15 protein-coding genes are annotated in these 14,134 nt (G+C 72.8%); 8 read left to right on the top strand and 7 right to left on the bottom strand.

The window, feature by feature from the left end; all coding sequences use genetic code 11:
• Positions 1-58: 58 nt before the first annotated feature.
• Complete coding sequence (locus BMW85_RS43535) at positions 59-1,063, bottom strand: helix-turn-helix transcriptional regulator (protein WP_091093351.1); 1,005 nt, start codon at positions 1,061-1,063, stop codon at positions 59-61.
• Positions 1,064-1,169: 106 nt separating this feature from the next.
• Here BMW85_RS43535 and BMW85_RS43530 point away from each other — a divergent pair, with 106 nt between their 5' ends.
• Positions 1,170-2,315, top strand: coding sequence for an epoxide hydrolase family protein (locus BMW85_RS43530; protein ID WP_342743504.1), 1,146 nt, complete (start codon positions 1,170-1,172; stop codon positions 2,313-2,315).
• A gap of 179 nt (positions 2,316-2,494) precedes the next feature.
• Here the strand turns inward: BMW85_RS43530 and BMW85_RS43525 are convergent, their stop codons facing one another.
• Both BMW85_RS43525 and BMW85_RS43520 read right to left on the bottom strand, forming a co-directional pair.
• Positions 2,495-3,331 (bottom strand): siderophore-interacting protein, encoded by an 837-nt coding sequence (locus BMW85_RS43525; RefSeq protein WP_091093348.1) that lies wholly within the window; start codon positions 3,329-3,331, stop codon positions 2,495-2,497.
• 90 nt (positions 3,332-3,421) lie between these two features.
• Positions 3,422-4,363 (bottom strand): alpha/beta hydrolase, encoded by a 942-nt coding sequence (locus tag BMW85_RS43520; protein ID WP_091093407.1) that lies wholly within the window; start codon positions 4,361-4,363, stop codon positions 3,422-3,424.
• Positions 4,364-4,686: 323 nt separating this feature from the next.
• Here BMW85_RS43520 and BMW85_RS43515 point away from each other — a divergent pair, with 323 nt between their 5' ends.
• Genes BMW85_RS43515 through BMW85_RS43505 form a run of 3 tightly spaced genes read left to right on the top strand, consistent with a single transcriptional unit; the run spans position 4,687 to position 6,981 of the window.
• Positions 4,687-5,418, top strand: a complete 732-nt coding sequence (locus tag BMW85_RS43515) for an ABC transporter permease (protein WP_091093347.1) — start codon at positions 4,687-4,689, stop codon at positions 5,416-5,418.
• The gene (locus BMW85_RS43510; RefSeq protein WP_091093346.1) at positions 5,411-6,199 is read left to right on the top strand and encodes an ABC transporter permease; all 789 of its coding nucleotides are present in this window, start codon (positions 5,411-5,413) and stop codon (positions 6,197-6,199) included. The genes BMW85_RS43515 and BMW85_RS43510 overlap by 8 nt, the downstream gene beginning before the upstream one ends.
• Positions 6,200-6,201: 2 nt before the next feature.
• Positions 6,202-6,981, top strand: coding sequence for an ABC transporter ATP-binding protein (locus BMW85_RS43505; protein ID WP_091093344.1), 780 nt, complete (start codon positions 6,202-6,204; stop codon positions 6,979-6,981).
• Here BMW85_RS43505 and BMW85_RS43500 read toward each other — a convergent pair.
• Complete coding sequence (locus BMW85_RS43500; RefSeq protein ID WP_245775423.1) at positions 6,975-7,481, bottom strand: hypothetical protein; 507 nt, start codon at positions 7,479-7,481, stop codon at positions 6,975-6,977. The two genes, BMW85_RS43505 and BMW85_RS43500, sit on opposite strands and share 7 nt — an antisense overlap.
• A gap of 113 nt (positions 7,482-7,594) precedes the next feature.
• Here BMW85_RS43500 and BMW85_RS43495 point away from each other — a divergent pair, with 113 nt between their 5' ends.
• From BMW85_RS43495 to BMW85_RS43480, 4 genes are all read left to right on the top strand, one after another.
• Positions 7,595-8,155, top strand: coding sequence for an MFS transporter (locus BMW85_RS43495; RefSeq protein ID WP_245775422.1), 561 nt, complete (start codon positions 7,595-7,597; stop codon positions 8,153-8,155).
• Positions 8,156-8,203: 48 nt separating this feature from the next.
• Complete coding sequence (locus tag BMW85_RS43490; protein WP_091093341.1) at positions 8,204-8,938, top strand: YcnI family copper-binding membrane protein; 735 nt, start codon at positions 8,204-8,206, stop codon at positions 8,936-8,938.
• Positions 8,939-9,060: 122 nt separating this feature from the next.
• The gene (locus BMW85_RS43485; protein ID WP_091093340.1) at positions 9,061-10,527 is read left to right on the top strand and encodes an MFS transporter; all 1,467 of its coding nucleotides are present in this window, start codon (positions 9,061-9,063) and stop codon (positions 10,525-10,527) included.
• Entirely contained in the window at positions 10,527-11,021 is a 495-nt protein-coding gene (locus tag BMW85_RS43480) for a MarR family winged helix-turn-helix transcriptional regulator (RefSeq protein WP_091093338.1), read from the top strand. The genes BMW85_RS43485 and BMW85_RS43480 overlap by 1 nt, the downstream gene beginning before the upstream one ends.
• Here the strand turns inward: BMW85_RS43480 and BMW85_RS43475 are convergent.
• Genes BMW85_RS43475 through BMW85_RS43465 form a run of 3 tightly spaced genes read right to left on the bottom strand, consistent with a single transcriptional unit; the run spans position 10,958 to position 14,125 of the window.
• Entirely contained in the window at positions 10,958-11,986 is a 1,029-nt protein-coding gene (locus BMW85_RS43475; RefSeq protein WP_091093336.1) for a DUF2705 family protein, read from the bottom strand. The two genes, BMW85_RS43480 and BMW85_RS43475, sit on opposite strands and share 64 nt — an antisense overlap.
• Positions 11,973-12,953 carry an ABC transporter ATP-binding protein gene (locus BMW85_RS43470; protein ID WP_245775421.1) on the bottom strand — a complete coding sequence of 327 codons (981 nt, stop codon included), beginning with the start codon at positions 12,951-12,953 and terminating at the stop codon, positions 11,973-11,975. The genes BMW85_RS43475 and BMW85_RS43470 overlap by 14 nt, the downstream gene beginning before the upstream one ends.
• Before the next feature lie 11 nt (positions 12,954-12,964).
• Positions 12,965-14,125, bottom strand: a complete 1,161-nt coding sequence (locus tag BMW85_RS43465; protein ID WP_091093335.1) for a LolA family protein — start codon at positions 14,123-14,125, stop codon at positions 12,965-12,967.
• Between the last annotated feature and the right edge of the window lie 9 nt (positions 14,126-14,134).

Raw genomic sequence — 14,134 nt, 5'->3', positions numbered from 1 at the left:
AAGCTGCGGGTGAGGCTGGTGTTCCCGGACCCCGGAGGCACGGGTGCACCGGCGGCGTCTACGCCGAGTGCCGGCTGCTGTGCGCGGAGCGGGCAGACGTAGGCCGGCCGGCGTCGATCGCGCGCTGGTAGCGCTCCGTCAGGGCGTGCAGCGCGTCAACCAGTTCCGGGGCGTCAACGACCGTGAAATCCGCGTCCAGCAGGCCCAGATGGAGGGCGAGCATCTGCGGATCGTCCGAGCCTGGCTCGAAGGCGCACCGGTCTTCGCCAAGGGACTCCACCTCCACGGGGATCGGCAGCCGACCTCGCACGTACGACGCGGGCGCGTGCACGATCACCCGCGCCCGGTACCGCCAGGTCGCCTCGCCGGATCCGCGGGCCACCCGCGCCGCGATCTCCGGGTCGGGCGGCAGCTCACGGGGCGTGAAGCGCGGCCCGGCCGGCGTCCGCGGCTCGATCCGGTCGACCCGGAAGGTACGCCAGGCGTCCCGGTCCAGGTCCCAGGCCACCAGGTACCAGCGCCGCCGGTCGTTCACCAGGCGGTACGGCTCGACCGAGCGCCGGCTCGCCGCGCCGGCATGCGCCCGGTAGTCGAACCTGAGCCGCTCATGGTCCCGGCACGCGCTCGCGATCACGGTCAGCACGTCCGGATCCACCCGCGGGCCGGGCGACGGCATCGGCAGCGCGTACGACTGGAAGGCGCTGACCTGGTGGCGCAGCCGCGCGGGAAGCACCTGCTGCAGCTTGGCCAGCGCACGCACCGAGGTCTCCTCGATGCCCGTGATCGAGCCGTTCGCGGCGGTACGCAATCCGACGGCGACCGCCACCGCCTCCTCGTCGTCCAGCAGCAGCGGCGGCAGGGCGCCACCCGTGCCGAGCCGGTATCCGCCGGCCACACCCGGCCGCGCGTCGACCGGATAGCCCAGCCCGCGCAAGCGGCCGATGTCATTACGGATGGTGCGGGTGGTGACGCCGAGGCGGGCGGCGAGCTCGGTACCGGTCCAGTCGCGTTGAGCCTGCAGCAGGGACAGCAGGCGCAGCAGCCGCGCCGAGGTTTCCGACATTCTTCGATTCTGACGACCATCTAGGAACGGTTCTTTCCCCTATTCTCCCTACTCTTCTCCGCGTGAGCGCAAGAGCGCCCGGACAACTCCCAGGCCGTACCGGCCTCTGTCGACTAGGAGAAGCGCCATCAGCGACGGCATTCTGCCCTTCCGCATCGAGATCCCCCAGGCCGACGTCGACCACCTGCACGACCGGCTGGCCGACGCCCGCTGGCCCGGCGAGTCGCCGGACGTGGAGTGGGCCCGCGGCGTGCCGGCGGCCTACCTGAGGGAACTCACCGACTACTGGCGCACGCAGTACGACTGGCGCGCCCAGGAGGCGCGGCTCAACCAGTACCCGCAGTTCACCACCGAGATCGACGGCCAGCGCATCCACTTCCTGCACGTCAGGTCCGACCAGCCCGGCGCGAAACCGCTGCTGATCACCCACGGCTACCCCAGCTCCGTCGCCGAGTTCCTGCACCTGATCGAGCCGCTGGTCAACCCGGTGGAGGGGCAAGCCTTCCATGTCGTCGCCCCGTCCCTGCCCGGGTACGCCTTCTCCACCCCGCTGGGCGGGACGGACTGGGCGATGGGCCGCACCGCACGCGCCTGGGCCGAGCTGATGCGCCGGCTCGGCTACGAGCGGTACGGCCTGCACGGCGGCGACATCGGCGCGGGCGTGTCCGGCATGGTCGCCGGCCTCGACGGCGAGCACGTCATCGGCGTCCACGTGGTGACCGATCCGCTGACTGCCGCGAGCACCGCCACCTTCCTGCCCGGAATGGCGGACCGGCTGAACGAGAACGACCCGCTCGACAAGCTGATCCTGGACCGGATGCACGCCTTCACCAGGGAGGGTTCCGGCTACCTGGCGATCCAGAACAGCCGGCCGCAGACCATCGGCTACGGGCTGGTCGACTCGCCGCTGCTGCAGCTCGCCTGGATCGCCGAGAAGTTCCACGAGTGGACCGACCTGCCGATCGGCCGCGACCAGCTGCTCACCACGGTCAGCCTGTACTGGTTCACCGGCTGCGGCGTCACTGCCGCGCACACCCTGTACGAGCAGGCGCACTCCTCGGAGTGGGGTGCGCCGCCGGCGGTACCGCAGGGGTTCGCGGTCTTCGGAGCGGACGACACCGTACGGAAGCTGGTCCCGGCGCCGGCCGACGCGCACTGGACCGAGTTCCGGCGCGGCAGGCACTTCCCGGCGATGGAGGCCCCGGCCGAGCTGGCCGCGGACCTGCAAGCCTTCTTCGCACCACTGAAGTGACCGACGCGCCGACCCGGCGCGGCGCTTACGAGCCCTGTGTCGCACGGATTTCGCGGCACGAAGACCAGGACCGCGCCACGATCGTCCGTGTGGCGCGCTCTGGTCAGGTGTGCGTCAGCGGGACCCTGCTCGCCGTCCTCAGCGGAGCAACATCACCACTGGTGCGGATCACTCGATTCTCAGCTCGCGAGGGCCGCGGCCTCCTCGGCCTCCACCTTCCGGTTCCAGTCGCGCTTGACCGCGCGCCAGGCCTCGTCGTCCACGCCGCGCCGCCAGTAGCCGGAGATCGACAGCCGCTCCAGCGGGATCTCGCGCTCGACGCGCAGGTGACGGCGCAGCTCCTTGACGAAGCCGGCCTCGCCGTGGACGAACGCGTGCACGTCCCCGTCCGGGAACTCCAGCTCGCGGACCGCCTTGACCAGCCGCTCCCCCACCGGCCGCTCGCCCCGGTAGAGCCAGGTGATGTGCGCCTCGGCCGCCGTGCCGAGCTTCAGCTCGTCCTGCGGCCCCTCCACCTCGACGAGGACGTACGCGAGCGTCCCGTCCGGCAGGGCCTCCAGCGAGGCGGCGATGGCGGGCAGCGCGCTCTCGTCGCCGACCATGAGGTGCCAGCCCGCCTCGGGGGAGGGCGCGTAGCCGCCGCCCGGCCCCACCAGGAACACCTCGTCGCCGGGCGTGGCCCGCTCGGCCCAGGGGCCGGCGAGTCCCTCGTCGCCGTGGACCACGAAGTCGAGCGTCAGCTCCAGCGCGTCGGGGTCCCAGGCGCGCACGGTGTAGGTGCGCAGGCGCGGCCAGAACTCGCGCGGCATGGTCTCCCTGCACGCCTTCACGCTGAACGGACGGGGGTACTCGACGCCCTCGTACGGAAAGACGATCTTGACGTAGTGGTCGGTGAGGCCGGAGGTCGCGAAGTCCGCCAGCCCGTCGCCCCCGACCACGACGCGGACCATGTGCGGCGAGAGCCGCTCGGTCCGCTGGACGATCCCCCGGTGGTGGTCCACGGGCCTGTCAGCCATATGTCACTGCCCCCTGACGCGAGTAAGGTATACCTAACCTTACACGCTGCCCGGCGAACGGGGCCAGAAAGGCCCTTAATCAGGGAACGCTCAGGCGGCCGCCTCGTCATCCCGCACCGCCGGCCTGGCCCCCGCGGCGGCGAGGAACCTCGCGATGTGCCGGAAGGCCATCCGGGCCTCGGGCAGCACGTCGGCGAGGATCGGGAAGACGTGCGGCATGCGCCGCCACTCCTCGTACCTGACGGGGACCCCGGCGCGGCGCGCCGCCTCGGCCACCCGCCGTCCCTCGTCGCGCAGCACCTCGGTGGAGCCCGTCATGATCATGAGCGGGGGCAGCCCGGTGAAGTCGCCGAGCACCGGCGAGACCAGCGGGTCGCGGGGGTCGAGCCCGTCGGTCCAGCGGCGGGCGAGCCACCGTACCCGGCTGGCCGGCAGCAGCGGGTCCTGCCAGCGGTTGGCGCGGCGCGGGATGTCGGTGAGGTCGGTCCACGGCGACATGCAGACGGCGGCGGCGGGCAGCGGCATGCCCCGGTCGCGCAGCGCCAGCAGCGTGGCGAGGGTCAGGTGGCCGCCGGCGGAGTCGCCGGCGACGATGATGTTCTCGGGGGCGTGGCCGCGCCGCAGCAGGCACTCGTAGGCGTCGAGGGCGTCGGCCAGCGAGTCGGCCAGCTTGTGCACCGGGCCCTGCCGGTAGTCGAGCGCCAGCACCGGACGCCTGGCCACCACCGACAGCCGCCAGGTGATGGAGCGGTGGGTACGCGGCGAGCACGAGAAGTAGCCGCCGCCGTGGAAGTACAGCAGCGCCTTGTTCTCCTCCAGTTCCTCACCGCCGCGCACCCACTCGCCGCCGCAGTCGGAGAAGGCTGCGGGCACGATCGACACGTGGGCCGGCTGCGGCGCCTGCACGAGCCGGGCGAGTTCGCCGACGCGGGCGGCGCCGGCCAGCGCGAGTGGATGCCGCATGAGGAGCGTGGACGCCGGCTTCAGCGTGCCCCACATGACACCGGTCAGCGCGCGGGCCTGCCAGCTCAAGGGGTATTCGGGTACCACATCCCCGTTGATCCGCATAACGACCCTCCGACAGGTGTCATTCCCCCGGATGCGGCCCTCGCTACCGGCCAGTAGGTATCTCATTTCTTACCCGGATATTTCCTAGATATTTCCGAGGGCGAGGGCGTGTTAAATCCGTTGCGGGCCTGCGGGCCGCCGACGGATAATTCCCTGCTTTCCCATCGGCAGGCCCGTGCGCGGGCCCGGACACGGCTCGTCACCGTGCCCTCACCCTCCGGAGGTGCAAAACCGTCCCGCTCTACGCCCGGCTCGTCCGGTACGGCTTCCGCAAGCACGCCACCTACGTGTGGGCCGCGCTCGCAGGGGCGTTCACCAACAGCGTGTTCGGCATCCTGCGCGCCTACATCCTCATCGCCCTCTGGCAGGCCCGCCCCGGCCTGGCCGGATACGACCTCACCGACGCCGTCACCTACTGCTTCGTCACCCAGGCGCTCATCGCCCCGATGCAGCTCTTCGGCGGCGGCCTCGGCCTGCCCGAACGCATCCGCAGCGGCGACATCGCGCTCGACCTGGTCCGCCCCGCCCCGCTGCAGCTCTGGACGCTGGCCGAGGACACCGGCCGGGCCGCCTACCTGTTCCTGGTGCGCGGCCTGCCGCCGATGGTGGTCGGCGCGGCGGTGTTCGGGATCACCCTGCCCGCCGGGGCCGGGCAGGGGGCCGCGTTCCTGGCCGGCCTCGTGCTCGCGGTCGTGGTCAGCTTCGGCTGGCGCTACCTGGTCGCGCTGTCGGTCTGCTGGCTCGTCGACGACCGCGGCGTGGCCGTGCTGTCGCTGGTGCTCAGCACGTTCTTCTCCGGCTTGATGCTGCCGCTGCGGATCTTCCCCGGCGCGCTCGGCGACCTCGCCGCCGCGCTGCCGTGGGCGGCCATGGTCCAGGTGCCCACCGACCTCTATCTCGGGGCCGCCCCCGTCCTGCCGTCCCTGGCCTTCCAGGCGTTCTGGGCGGTCGTGCTGCTCGGGCTCGGCGCGCTGGCCACCCGGGCGATCCGCCACAAGGTGATGATCCAGGGTGGTTAGGACCTACTTCCTGCTGGCCTGGACGTGGACGCGCGCCGCGGCCGCCTATCCCGTCTCGTTCTGGCTGATGACCGTGCTCAGCCTGGCCGTGGCCGCCACGGACCTGGCCGTCATCCTCGTCGTCTTCGCCAACACCACCAGCCTCGCCGGCTTCTCCCGCGAGGAGGTCCTGTTCCTCTACGGGGCGGCGAGCCTGCCCTTCACGCTGTGCGACCTGTTCGTCAGCAACCTCGACCGGGTGAGCCGGCACATCAAGGACGGCACGCTCGACACCTTCCTCATCCGGCCGGCGGGCGCCTGGCTGCAGCTCGCCACCGACCGCTTCACCCCCACCCGCGCCGGCCGGGTCGTCCAGGCCGCCGTGGTGCTCGTCTGGGCGGTCGCCGCGCTCGACCTCGATCCCGGCCGGCTGTGGATGCTGCCGGTGATGACGGCCACGGGGCTCGTCATCTTCACCTCGTTGTGGACGCTGGCGGGGGCGGCCCAGTTCGCGCTGACCGACGCCCCCGAGGTGGTCAACGCCTTCACCTACGGCGGCCACCAGCTCACCCAGTACCCTCTCGCCATCTACGGGCGCGACCTGGTGCGCGGCGTCACGTACGTGCTGCCGCTCGCCTTCGTCAACTGGCAGCCCGGCCTGTACGTGCTGGGCCGCGCCGACCCGTTCGGCACACCGGAGTTCATGCGTTTCCTCGGGCCGGTCGCCGCGCCGGCCCTCGCCCTGCTGGCCGCGCTGGCCTGGCGGCAGGGCGTCAGGCACTACCGATCCACCGGGAGTTGACGATGATCGAGCTCGACCGGGCGGGCCGTACGTTCAAGGTCAGGAGGAACGTCGTCCACGCCGTACGCGACCTGTCGTTCACCGTGTCCGCCGGAGAGTTCGTCGGCTGCCTCGGGCCGAACGGCGCGGGCAAGTCCACCACGATCAAGATGCTCTGCGGCATCCTCACGCCCACATCGGGTCGGGTGCGCGTGGCCGGGCTGGACCCCTCGCGCCGGCGCACCGCGCTCGCCCGGCGCATCGGGGTGGTCTTCGGGCAGCGCACCACGTTGTGGTGGGACCTGCCGCTCGCCGACAGCTTCGAGCTGATCCGGCTGCTCCACAAGATCGAACGGGCCGCCTTCCGCGCCCGGCTGGCCGAGCTGACCGACACGCTCGACCTGGGCGCCTTCCTGCGCACGCCGGTGCGTCAGCTCAGCCTCGGCCAGCGCATGCGCGGCGATCTCGCGGCGGCGCTGCTGCACGCGCCCGAGGTGCTGGTGCTGGACGAGCCCACCATCGGCCTCGACGTGGTCAGCAAGGCCGGCATCCGCGAGTTCCTGCTGCGGGTCAACGCCGAACAGGGCACCACCGTGCTGCTGACCACGCACGATCTCGGCGACGTCGAACGGCTGTGCCGCCGGGTCGTGCTCATCGACCACGGCCGGCTGGCCTTCGACGGCACGCTGGCGGACCTGATGGCGACCGCGCCCGCGCACGAGGACATCGAGGACGTCGTCACCCGTCTCTACAAGGGCGAGGCGGTGCTCGCCGACGGCGGGCCGGCGGGGGCAGATCAGTAGTAGCCGCCCTCCTGGGAGCTCTCGTAGTCGTCGTCGAGGTCGTCCTGCGGGCGCGACCAGCGCGACGGCATCAGCACGGGGATGAACAGCGCCACACCGAGCAGGGCCAGCACGCCCGTCGTCAGGAGGGTCTGCGCGCCGGCGCCGGCCTCCCTGACGATCTGGTTCACCGACGGCTCGGCGGGGACGAGGGAGATCGCCCGCGCCGGGTCGAGCGCGTAGACGACCGTCCAGGCCAGCAGCACCATGGACGGCACGAACGTGGCGAGCGGCGAGATCCGGCCCGCCACCACGAGCCCGTACACCAGGCCGACCGCGGCCATCGCGCCGAGCGCGATCCAGAGCTGCTGGTTGTCGGCCGGGGTCACCGGGGCCTGCCCCGTGACGTGCACGGCGGCCTGAGCGGCGGCCTGCGTCACGGCCCAGCCACCGCCCGCCAGCACGGCCGCCGTGACCACCAATCCGATGAGGAAACCGCCTAAGTGCCGCAACGTTCTCACCTCTATGTCAACGTAGATCGGCACGACCCTAGCGACAAACAGTGTGCAACGCCCAGGCATCGCCCGGTTGAGGCCACATGCAAGCCTGCCCCGTGAGACGATGTGGCACACTCATGCGCGCGCGACTCCCCCTGAGGCTGGCGCGGACGGCGGCCTTCTCCGCGGTCTGCGTGACCCTCGCCGCCCTCGCCCACCTGCTGGGCGGCGGCTCCGGGCCCGCTCCGTGGGCCGCCGGGCTGGGGCTCGCGGCATCGGCCGGGCTGGGGTTCGCGCTGACCGGCCGGGAGCGCTCGGCCCCCGCCGTCAACGTCGTCCTCGTCGGCGCGCAGCTCGGGCTGCACGAGCTGTTCGCGCGCGCCGGCGGCGCCCAGGACGTCGCCTCCGAAGGCATCGCGTACGTCCCCGTGCACGGGCACGGGCAGGGCCTCGCGGTAAACGCCGGCATGCTGGCCGCCCACCTCACCGCCACGCTCCTCACGGGGGTGTGGCTGGCGCGCGGCGAGGCCGCGCTCTGGGCCCTGCTCCGGCGGGCCGGGCGGCGGCTCACGCTGCTGCGGCCGGTCACCGTGCCCGCCGTGCGGCCCCGCCCACCGGTGGCCGCCGCGCGGGCCGTCCCTCTCGCGCCGGTGCTCCGGCACTGCCTGGCCAGGCGTGGTCCTCCACTTCCCGCCTGACCTTCTGACACCCCTGTTCTTCCCTTTCCTACCAAGTGGAGCTTCCGCATGTCCTTCGTACGCCGGGCCGCGACCGTGCTCGCCGCCACCACCGCGCTCACCGCCGGGCTCGCCCTGCCCGCGCTCGCCCACGTCACCATCCAGCCCGGCTCCGCCGAGCAGGGCGGCTTCACCAAGGTCGCCTTCCGGGTGCCCAACGAGCGTGACGACGCCTCGACCACCACGATCGAGGTCACCTTCCCCGCCGACCACCCGCTGGCGTTCGTGTCGGTCAAGCCCGTGCCCGGGTGGAAGGTGAAGGTCACCGAGGGCAAGCTGCCCACGCCGGTCAAGACCCAGTACGGCGAGCTCAAGGAGGCCGTGACCAAGGTCGTCTGGTCCGGCGGCAAGATCGAGCCGGGGCAGTTCCAGGAGTTCGAGGTGTCCATGGGGCAGTTGCCCACCGACACCGAGCAGCTCGTCTTCCCGACGAAGCAGACCTACTCCAGCGGTGAGGTGGTCGACTGGTCCGAGGCGCCCAAGACCGACGGCTCGGAGGCCGAGCACCCGGCGCCGCTGCTCAAGCTCACCCCGGCCACCGGCGACGACGCCCACGGCGCCGCCCCGAGCACCGCCCCCGCCTCCGCCGCGCCGAGCGTGGCTCCGGCTGAGCCGGCCGCGCCGGCCGCCGCGGCCGGCACCACGGACGGCACCGCCCGGCTGCTGGGCGGGGCGGGCCTCGCGGTGGGAGTGATCGGCGTCGTCGTCGGCGCCCTCGGCCTCCGCCGCCGCCCCAACGCCTGACCCGAACCCGCCTGGTTCGAGCGCCCGGTGACGTGGTCGCCGGGCGCCTGATCCGCCGCCCGGCGGCGCGGTTGCCGGGTGTCCGGGCGGGAGAAAGTTAGTTATGGCAATATAATCGTTCCATGGCGCTGACGAACCTCGGCCTCCGTGCCCGGCAGGGCCGGCCCGTGAGGCCGATGCTCGTCCTGGCCATCTGCTGCACCAGCCTGTTCATCGTCGGGCTGGACAACACGATCGTGAACATCGCGCTGCCGTCCATCCGGCGCGACCTCGGCGCCTCCCTCTCCGGCCTGCAGTGGGTCATCGACGCCTACACCGTCGTGCTGGCCTCGCTGCTCATGCTGGCCGGCTCGACCGGCGACCGCATCGGCCGGCGGCGCACCTTCCAGACCGGGCTCGTGCTGTTCACGCTGGGCTCCCTGGCCTGCTCGCTCGCGCCGACCCTGGGGTGGCTGATCGCGGCCCGCGCCCTGCAGGCCGTCGGCGGCTCGATGCTCAACCCGGTCGCCATGTCGATCATCACCAACACCTTCACCGAGCCGCGCAGCCGGGCCCGCGCGATCGGCGTGTGGGGCGCCGTCGTCGGCGTCAGCATGGCGCTCGGGCCGCCGCTCGGCGGCGCGCTCGTGGCCTCGGTCGGCTGGCGGTCCATCTTCTGGATCAACATCCCGGTCGGGCTGGCGGCGCTCGTGCTGTGCGCGCTGTTCGTGCCCGAGTCGCGCGCGCCGCGTCCGCGGCCGGTGGACGTCGTGGGGCAGATCCTGGTCGTCGTGCTGCTGGCGAGCCTCACGTACGGGCTGATCGAGGCGCCCGCCGCCGGCTGGGTCTCGGCGCAGACGCTGGGCTGCTTCGCGCTCGCCGCGCTGGCGCTGGCGGTGCTGGTGCCGTACGAGCTGCGCCGCCGCGAGCCGCTGATCAACCCGCGCTTCTTCCGCAGCGCGCCGTTCGCGGGGGCCACGCTGATCGCGGTGTGCGGCTTCGCCGCGCTCGGCGGCTTCCTCTTCCTCAACACCCTCTACCTGCAGGAGAGCCTCGGCTACTCGGCTCTGCACGCCGGTCTGCTGACGCTGCCCATGGCCGCGCTCACGGCGGTGTGCTCGCCGGTCTCCGGCCGCCTCGTCGGCACGGCCGGGCCGCGTGTCCCGCTGGTCGTCGCCGGGGTGGCGCTCACGGCCAGCATGCTGATGCTGACCGGCCTGACCGCGCACACTCCGCTCTGGCAGCTCCTGACCTCGTACGTGCTGTTCGGGCTGGGCTTCGGGATGCTCAACGCGCCCATCACCAACACCGCCGTCTCGGGCATGCCGGTCTCCCAGGCCGGGGTGGCCGCCGCCGTGGCCTCCACGAGCCGGCAGATCGGCCAATCGCTCGGCGTCGCGGTGATCGGCGCGCTGGTCACCTCCTCCGTACGCGGCCCGCTGTCCACCGGCTTCCCCCAGGCCAGCCACATCGGCTGGTGGGTGGGCGCCGGCTGCGGCGCGGCGATCCTGGTGCTCGGCGTCCTCACCACGGGCCGCCGGGCCGAGCGGAGCGCCGCCCGCACCGCCGAGCGGCTCATCCACGGCTCGGCCAAGGAGGAAGGCTCCTGATGAGCGACCCGGACGCCCGCAGCGCGGCTTTGTCCCGCGTCTGGGCGGAGATGCGTGCGCTGGTGCTGGAGGACGACCGCCGCAAGGAGGTCGCCGACGCCCTCGGCATGAGCTTCTCGCGCGCCAAGGCGCTGCGCCGGCTGCTGTCCGGCCCGCTCACCATGCGCGAGCTGACGGACCTGCTGGGCACCGAGAAGCCGTACACGACGCTGGTGGTCGACGATCTGGAGGGCCGCGGTTACGTACGGCGCACCGTCCACCCCGGCGACCGCCGCCGCAGGATCGTCACGCTCACCGAGGCGGGACGGGCCGCTGCGGAGCGGGCCGATCGTATCCTGGCCCGCCCGCCGCGCGCCCTCGCCGCCCTCTCCCCCGACGACCTGGCCGCCCTCGACCACGTCATGGCCGCGATCCGCTCCGCCGGAGCCGGTCAGGACGTGATGTCCTTGCCGGAGAAGCGGGCCCAGGCGATCGATCCGAACAGCGCGATGTAGGCGGCGAAGGACAGCAGCCCGTCGCGCAGCGCCGCGTAGTCGACGGGGTCGCGCAGCACCCCGTCGAAGTCCGTGAACCTGGTGGGCAGCAGGTACGGCGTGACCGGCGCGAGCGCCGGCACCGCGCGCACCACCTGGCAGACGACCAGCAGCACCAGGGTCCCCGCGATGGCGCCGATGGCGACCTCGGTGAAGGTCGACAGCGCCAGCGCGACCGCGGCCAGCGCGGCCATGGCGGCGCCCACGTAGCCGACGGCGAGGAGGATGCGCAGCAGCCCCTCCCCCACCGTGATCGTGGTGCCGGACAGCAGCGTCACCGAGCCGCCGGGGAACAGCGCGAGCCCCGTCAGCAGCGCCGTCACGGCCACGACGGCGGTGACCGCGTAGCCGAAGACGACCGCGTTGAGGTACTTGACCGCCAGCAGGCGCCCCCGGCCCGCGGGAGCGGCCAGCAGGTAGCGCAGGGTGCCGCCGCCCGCCTCGCCGGCGATCGCGTCGCCCGCCACCACGCTCACCGCCACCGGCATGAGCAGCAGCACGAGGAACGAGAACGACAGGAACGTCAGCATGAGGCTGTTGCCGGCGAGGTTCTGGACGACGCCGCCCATCTCGCCGTCGCCGGCCGTGCTCGACGCCAGCCGCAGGCCGATGCCGAGGATCACCGGGACGACGCCCAGCACCGCGAGCAGCGCCATGTTGCGGGGGCGGCGGAAGGTCAGGGCCAGCTCCGAGCCGAGCAGCCGCCAGAACGCGCCGATCCGGAGCCCCCCGGCCGCGTCCCCTCCGGTGAACCCGCCCGTGCCCTCCCCGGCGTCCTCGTCGGCGTCGCGGGTCAGGGGCTCGGGCGCCCGGCGTTCGACGGTGCGCAGGGTCTCCGTCACCGGCACCAGGCCGGGCATGCGGCGCAGTTGCCCCGCCGCGGCGGCGCCCGCCCCCGCCTGGGTACGGGTCTCAGCCGTCGACATCGAATCCCTCTCCTGTCAGTCCGACGAACACGTCCTCAAGGCTCGGCCGGACGACCGCGAGCCCTCGTACCGCGACCTCCTGCCCCACCAGGGCGGCATTGATCATCTCGGGCCGCTGACCACCGAGTTCGGCGGTGAGCTCGCCCGCGCCCGCCTGTACGCCGCTCAGCCCGAGCTCGCCGAGCACCCGCGCCGCCTCGGCCACGTCCGGCGTCTCGACGCGGATGAGCGGGACCCGGCCGGCGCTCAGCGAGCCGATCGTGCCCTGCACGACCAGCCGGCCGGACCGCATGATCGCCGCGTGCGTGCACATCTGCTCGATCTCGGCCAGCAGGTGCGAGGAGACGAAGACGGTGGTGCCGTCGGCGGCGATCTCCTTGACGAGGGCACGCACCTCGCGGGTGCCCTGCGGGTCGAGCCCGTTGGTGGGCTCGTCCAGGATGAGCAGCTCGCGCGGGCCGAGCAGGGCGGCGGCGATGGCCAGCCGCTGGCGCATGCCGAGCGAGTAGTTCCGGTAGCGCTTGCCCGCCGCGGCCGACAGCCCGACCCGGTCGAGCGCGTCGGCGATCCGCCGCCTGGCGGTGGCGCGGCGGGCGGACGGGTCGGCGGCGTCGAAGCGCATGAGGTTGGCCTCGCCCGACAGGTAGGGGTAGAACGCCGGCCCCTCGACCAGCGCCCCCACCCGCGGCAGCGCCCTGGCGGGCGGCAGGCCGAGCACGTCGTACGTGCCGGCCGTGGGCGTGATCAGGCCGAGCAGCATGCGGATCGTGGTGGTCTTGCCCGAGCCGTTGGGCCCGAGGAAGCCGTACACGGAGCCACGCGGCACGGTCAGGTCCAGCGCGTCCACCGCCACCTGGCCGCCGCGGAAGCGTTTGGTGAGACCGCGGGTGACGATGGCGGCGGAGGAGTCCCCGGCGGGCGGGGCCGCCCCGAAGGGCGCCCCCGCTTCCTGTGTCGTGCCGGTCACGGTGACGGGTGTCACTGTGTTCCCGCCACGCGGACGAGCTCCTCCGGGGTGACCGCGCCGGCCAGCAGGCGGCCGTCGTCGGTCAGCAGGGCGGTCAGGAGCTTCGTCCTGATCAGCTTGCCGGAGCCCCACGTGCCGTTCACCGGGGTGGCGGACTTGAGCACGCTGTCCAGAAGCGCGTTCGCCTGCGTGCCCCGGCCGTCCTGCCCGGCCTGCCCGTCCTTCCCGGCCGCCTGGGCCTGGAGGTCGGAGAGGGAGAACGGCACGACCGCGACGGTCGTCCAGCCGTCGCCGACCATCTTGGCCTTGCCGGCCATGTCGGCGGCGTGCTCGGCGCGCTCCTCGGCCTTCTGGCCGATGTTCTCCTCGCCGATCGTGGCCTCCTTCACCTTGGCGCCCGCGGGCGGGGTGAAGGTGAAGTTCTCCGGGGCCGGCGGGGTGAAGGTCACCTGGGTGAAGCCCACCTGGTAGGCGGGCTCGGCCGACCCTTTGGCGTAGAGCTGCACCTGGAGCGGCATGTACGTCTCGCCGTCGAGCGCGATCCGCACCTCCTGCACCAGCGAGGCGCCCGCCTTGGGGGCCAGGACGAGCTGGTAGACCGGCCGGCCCGCCACCTCGGCGTTGTTGATCACCCGGACCGCGGTGTGCTCGTCCACCTGGGCGAGCAGCCGCTGCGCCGCCTGCTGCGGCGTCATGTCCGTGGGCTGCGGCGTCGGCAGCCCGGGGCGCTCTCCGGTGTCGGCCTTGATCCGCAGCCGGGTGGCGGTGTTGGCGGCGCTGTCCCAGTACCAGGACTGGTCGCCGTTGTAGATCAGGTTGGTCTCGTTGAGGTGGGTCGGCATGGCGACGCGAATCTTGTTCTCGCCGCCGTACCAGACCTTCACCTCGTGCGTGCCGGACAGCAGGCTGAGCGGGCCGGTGTCCCCGCCGGTGGCGGGCAACGCGGGCAGGCCGAGCGAAGCGGTCTGCTGAACGGTGCCCGACATCGGCCTCATGCCCTGGTCCTTGACGGTCGCCGCCGCGGCGTCGGCGAGCAGTTGCTCGGCCGAGCGCTCCGGCAGCGTGGGCTCGCCGCTCACCGCGGCGATGACGGGGCCGGCGCCGATCGCGGCTCCGATCACGGCCGCTGCCGCGATCGGGACTCCCCACCTCACGAACGTGCCTCTACGCATCTCACTCCT

The sequence above is a fragment of the Nonomuraea wenchangensis genome, assembly GCF_900111685.1.
In the GTDB taxonomy this organism is placed as follows: Bacteria; Actinomycetota; Actinomycetes; order Streptosporangiales; family Streptosporangiaceae; genus Nonomuraea; species Nonomuraea wenchangensis.
Note: the sequence above shows the minus strand (reverse complement) of the source record. Positions and strands in the feature narration are given on the sequence as shown.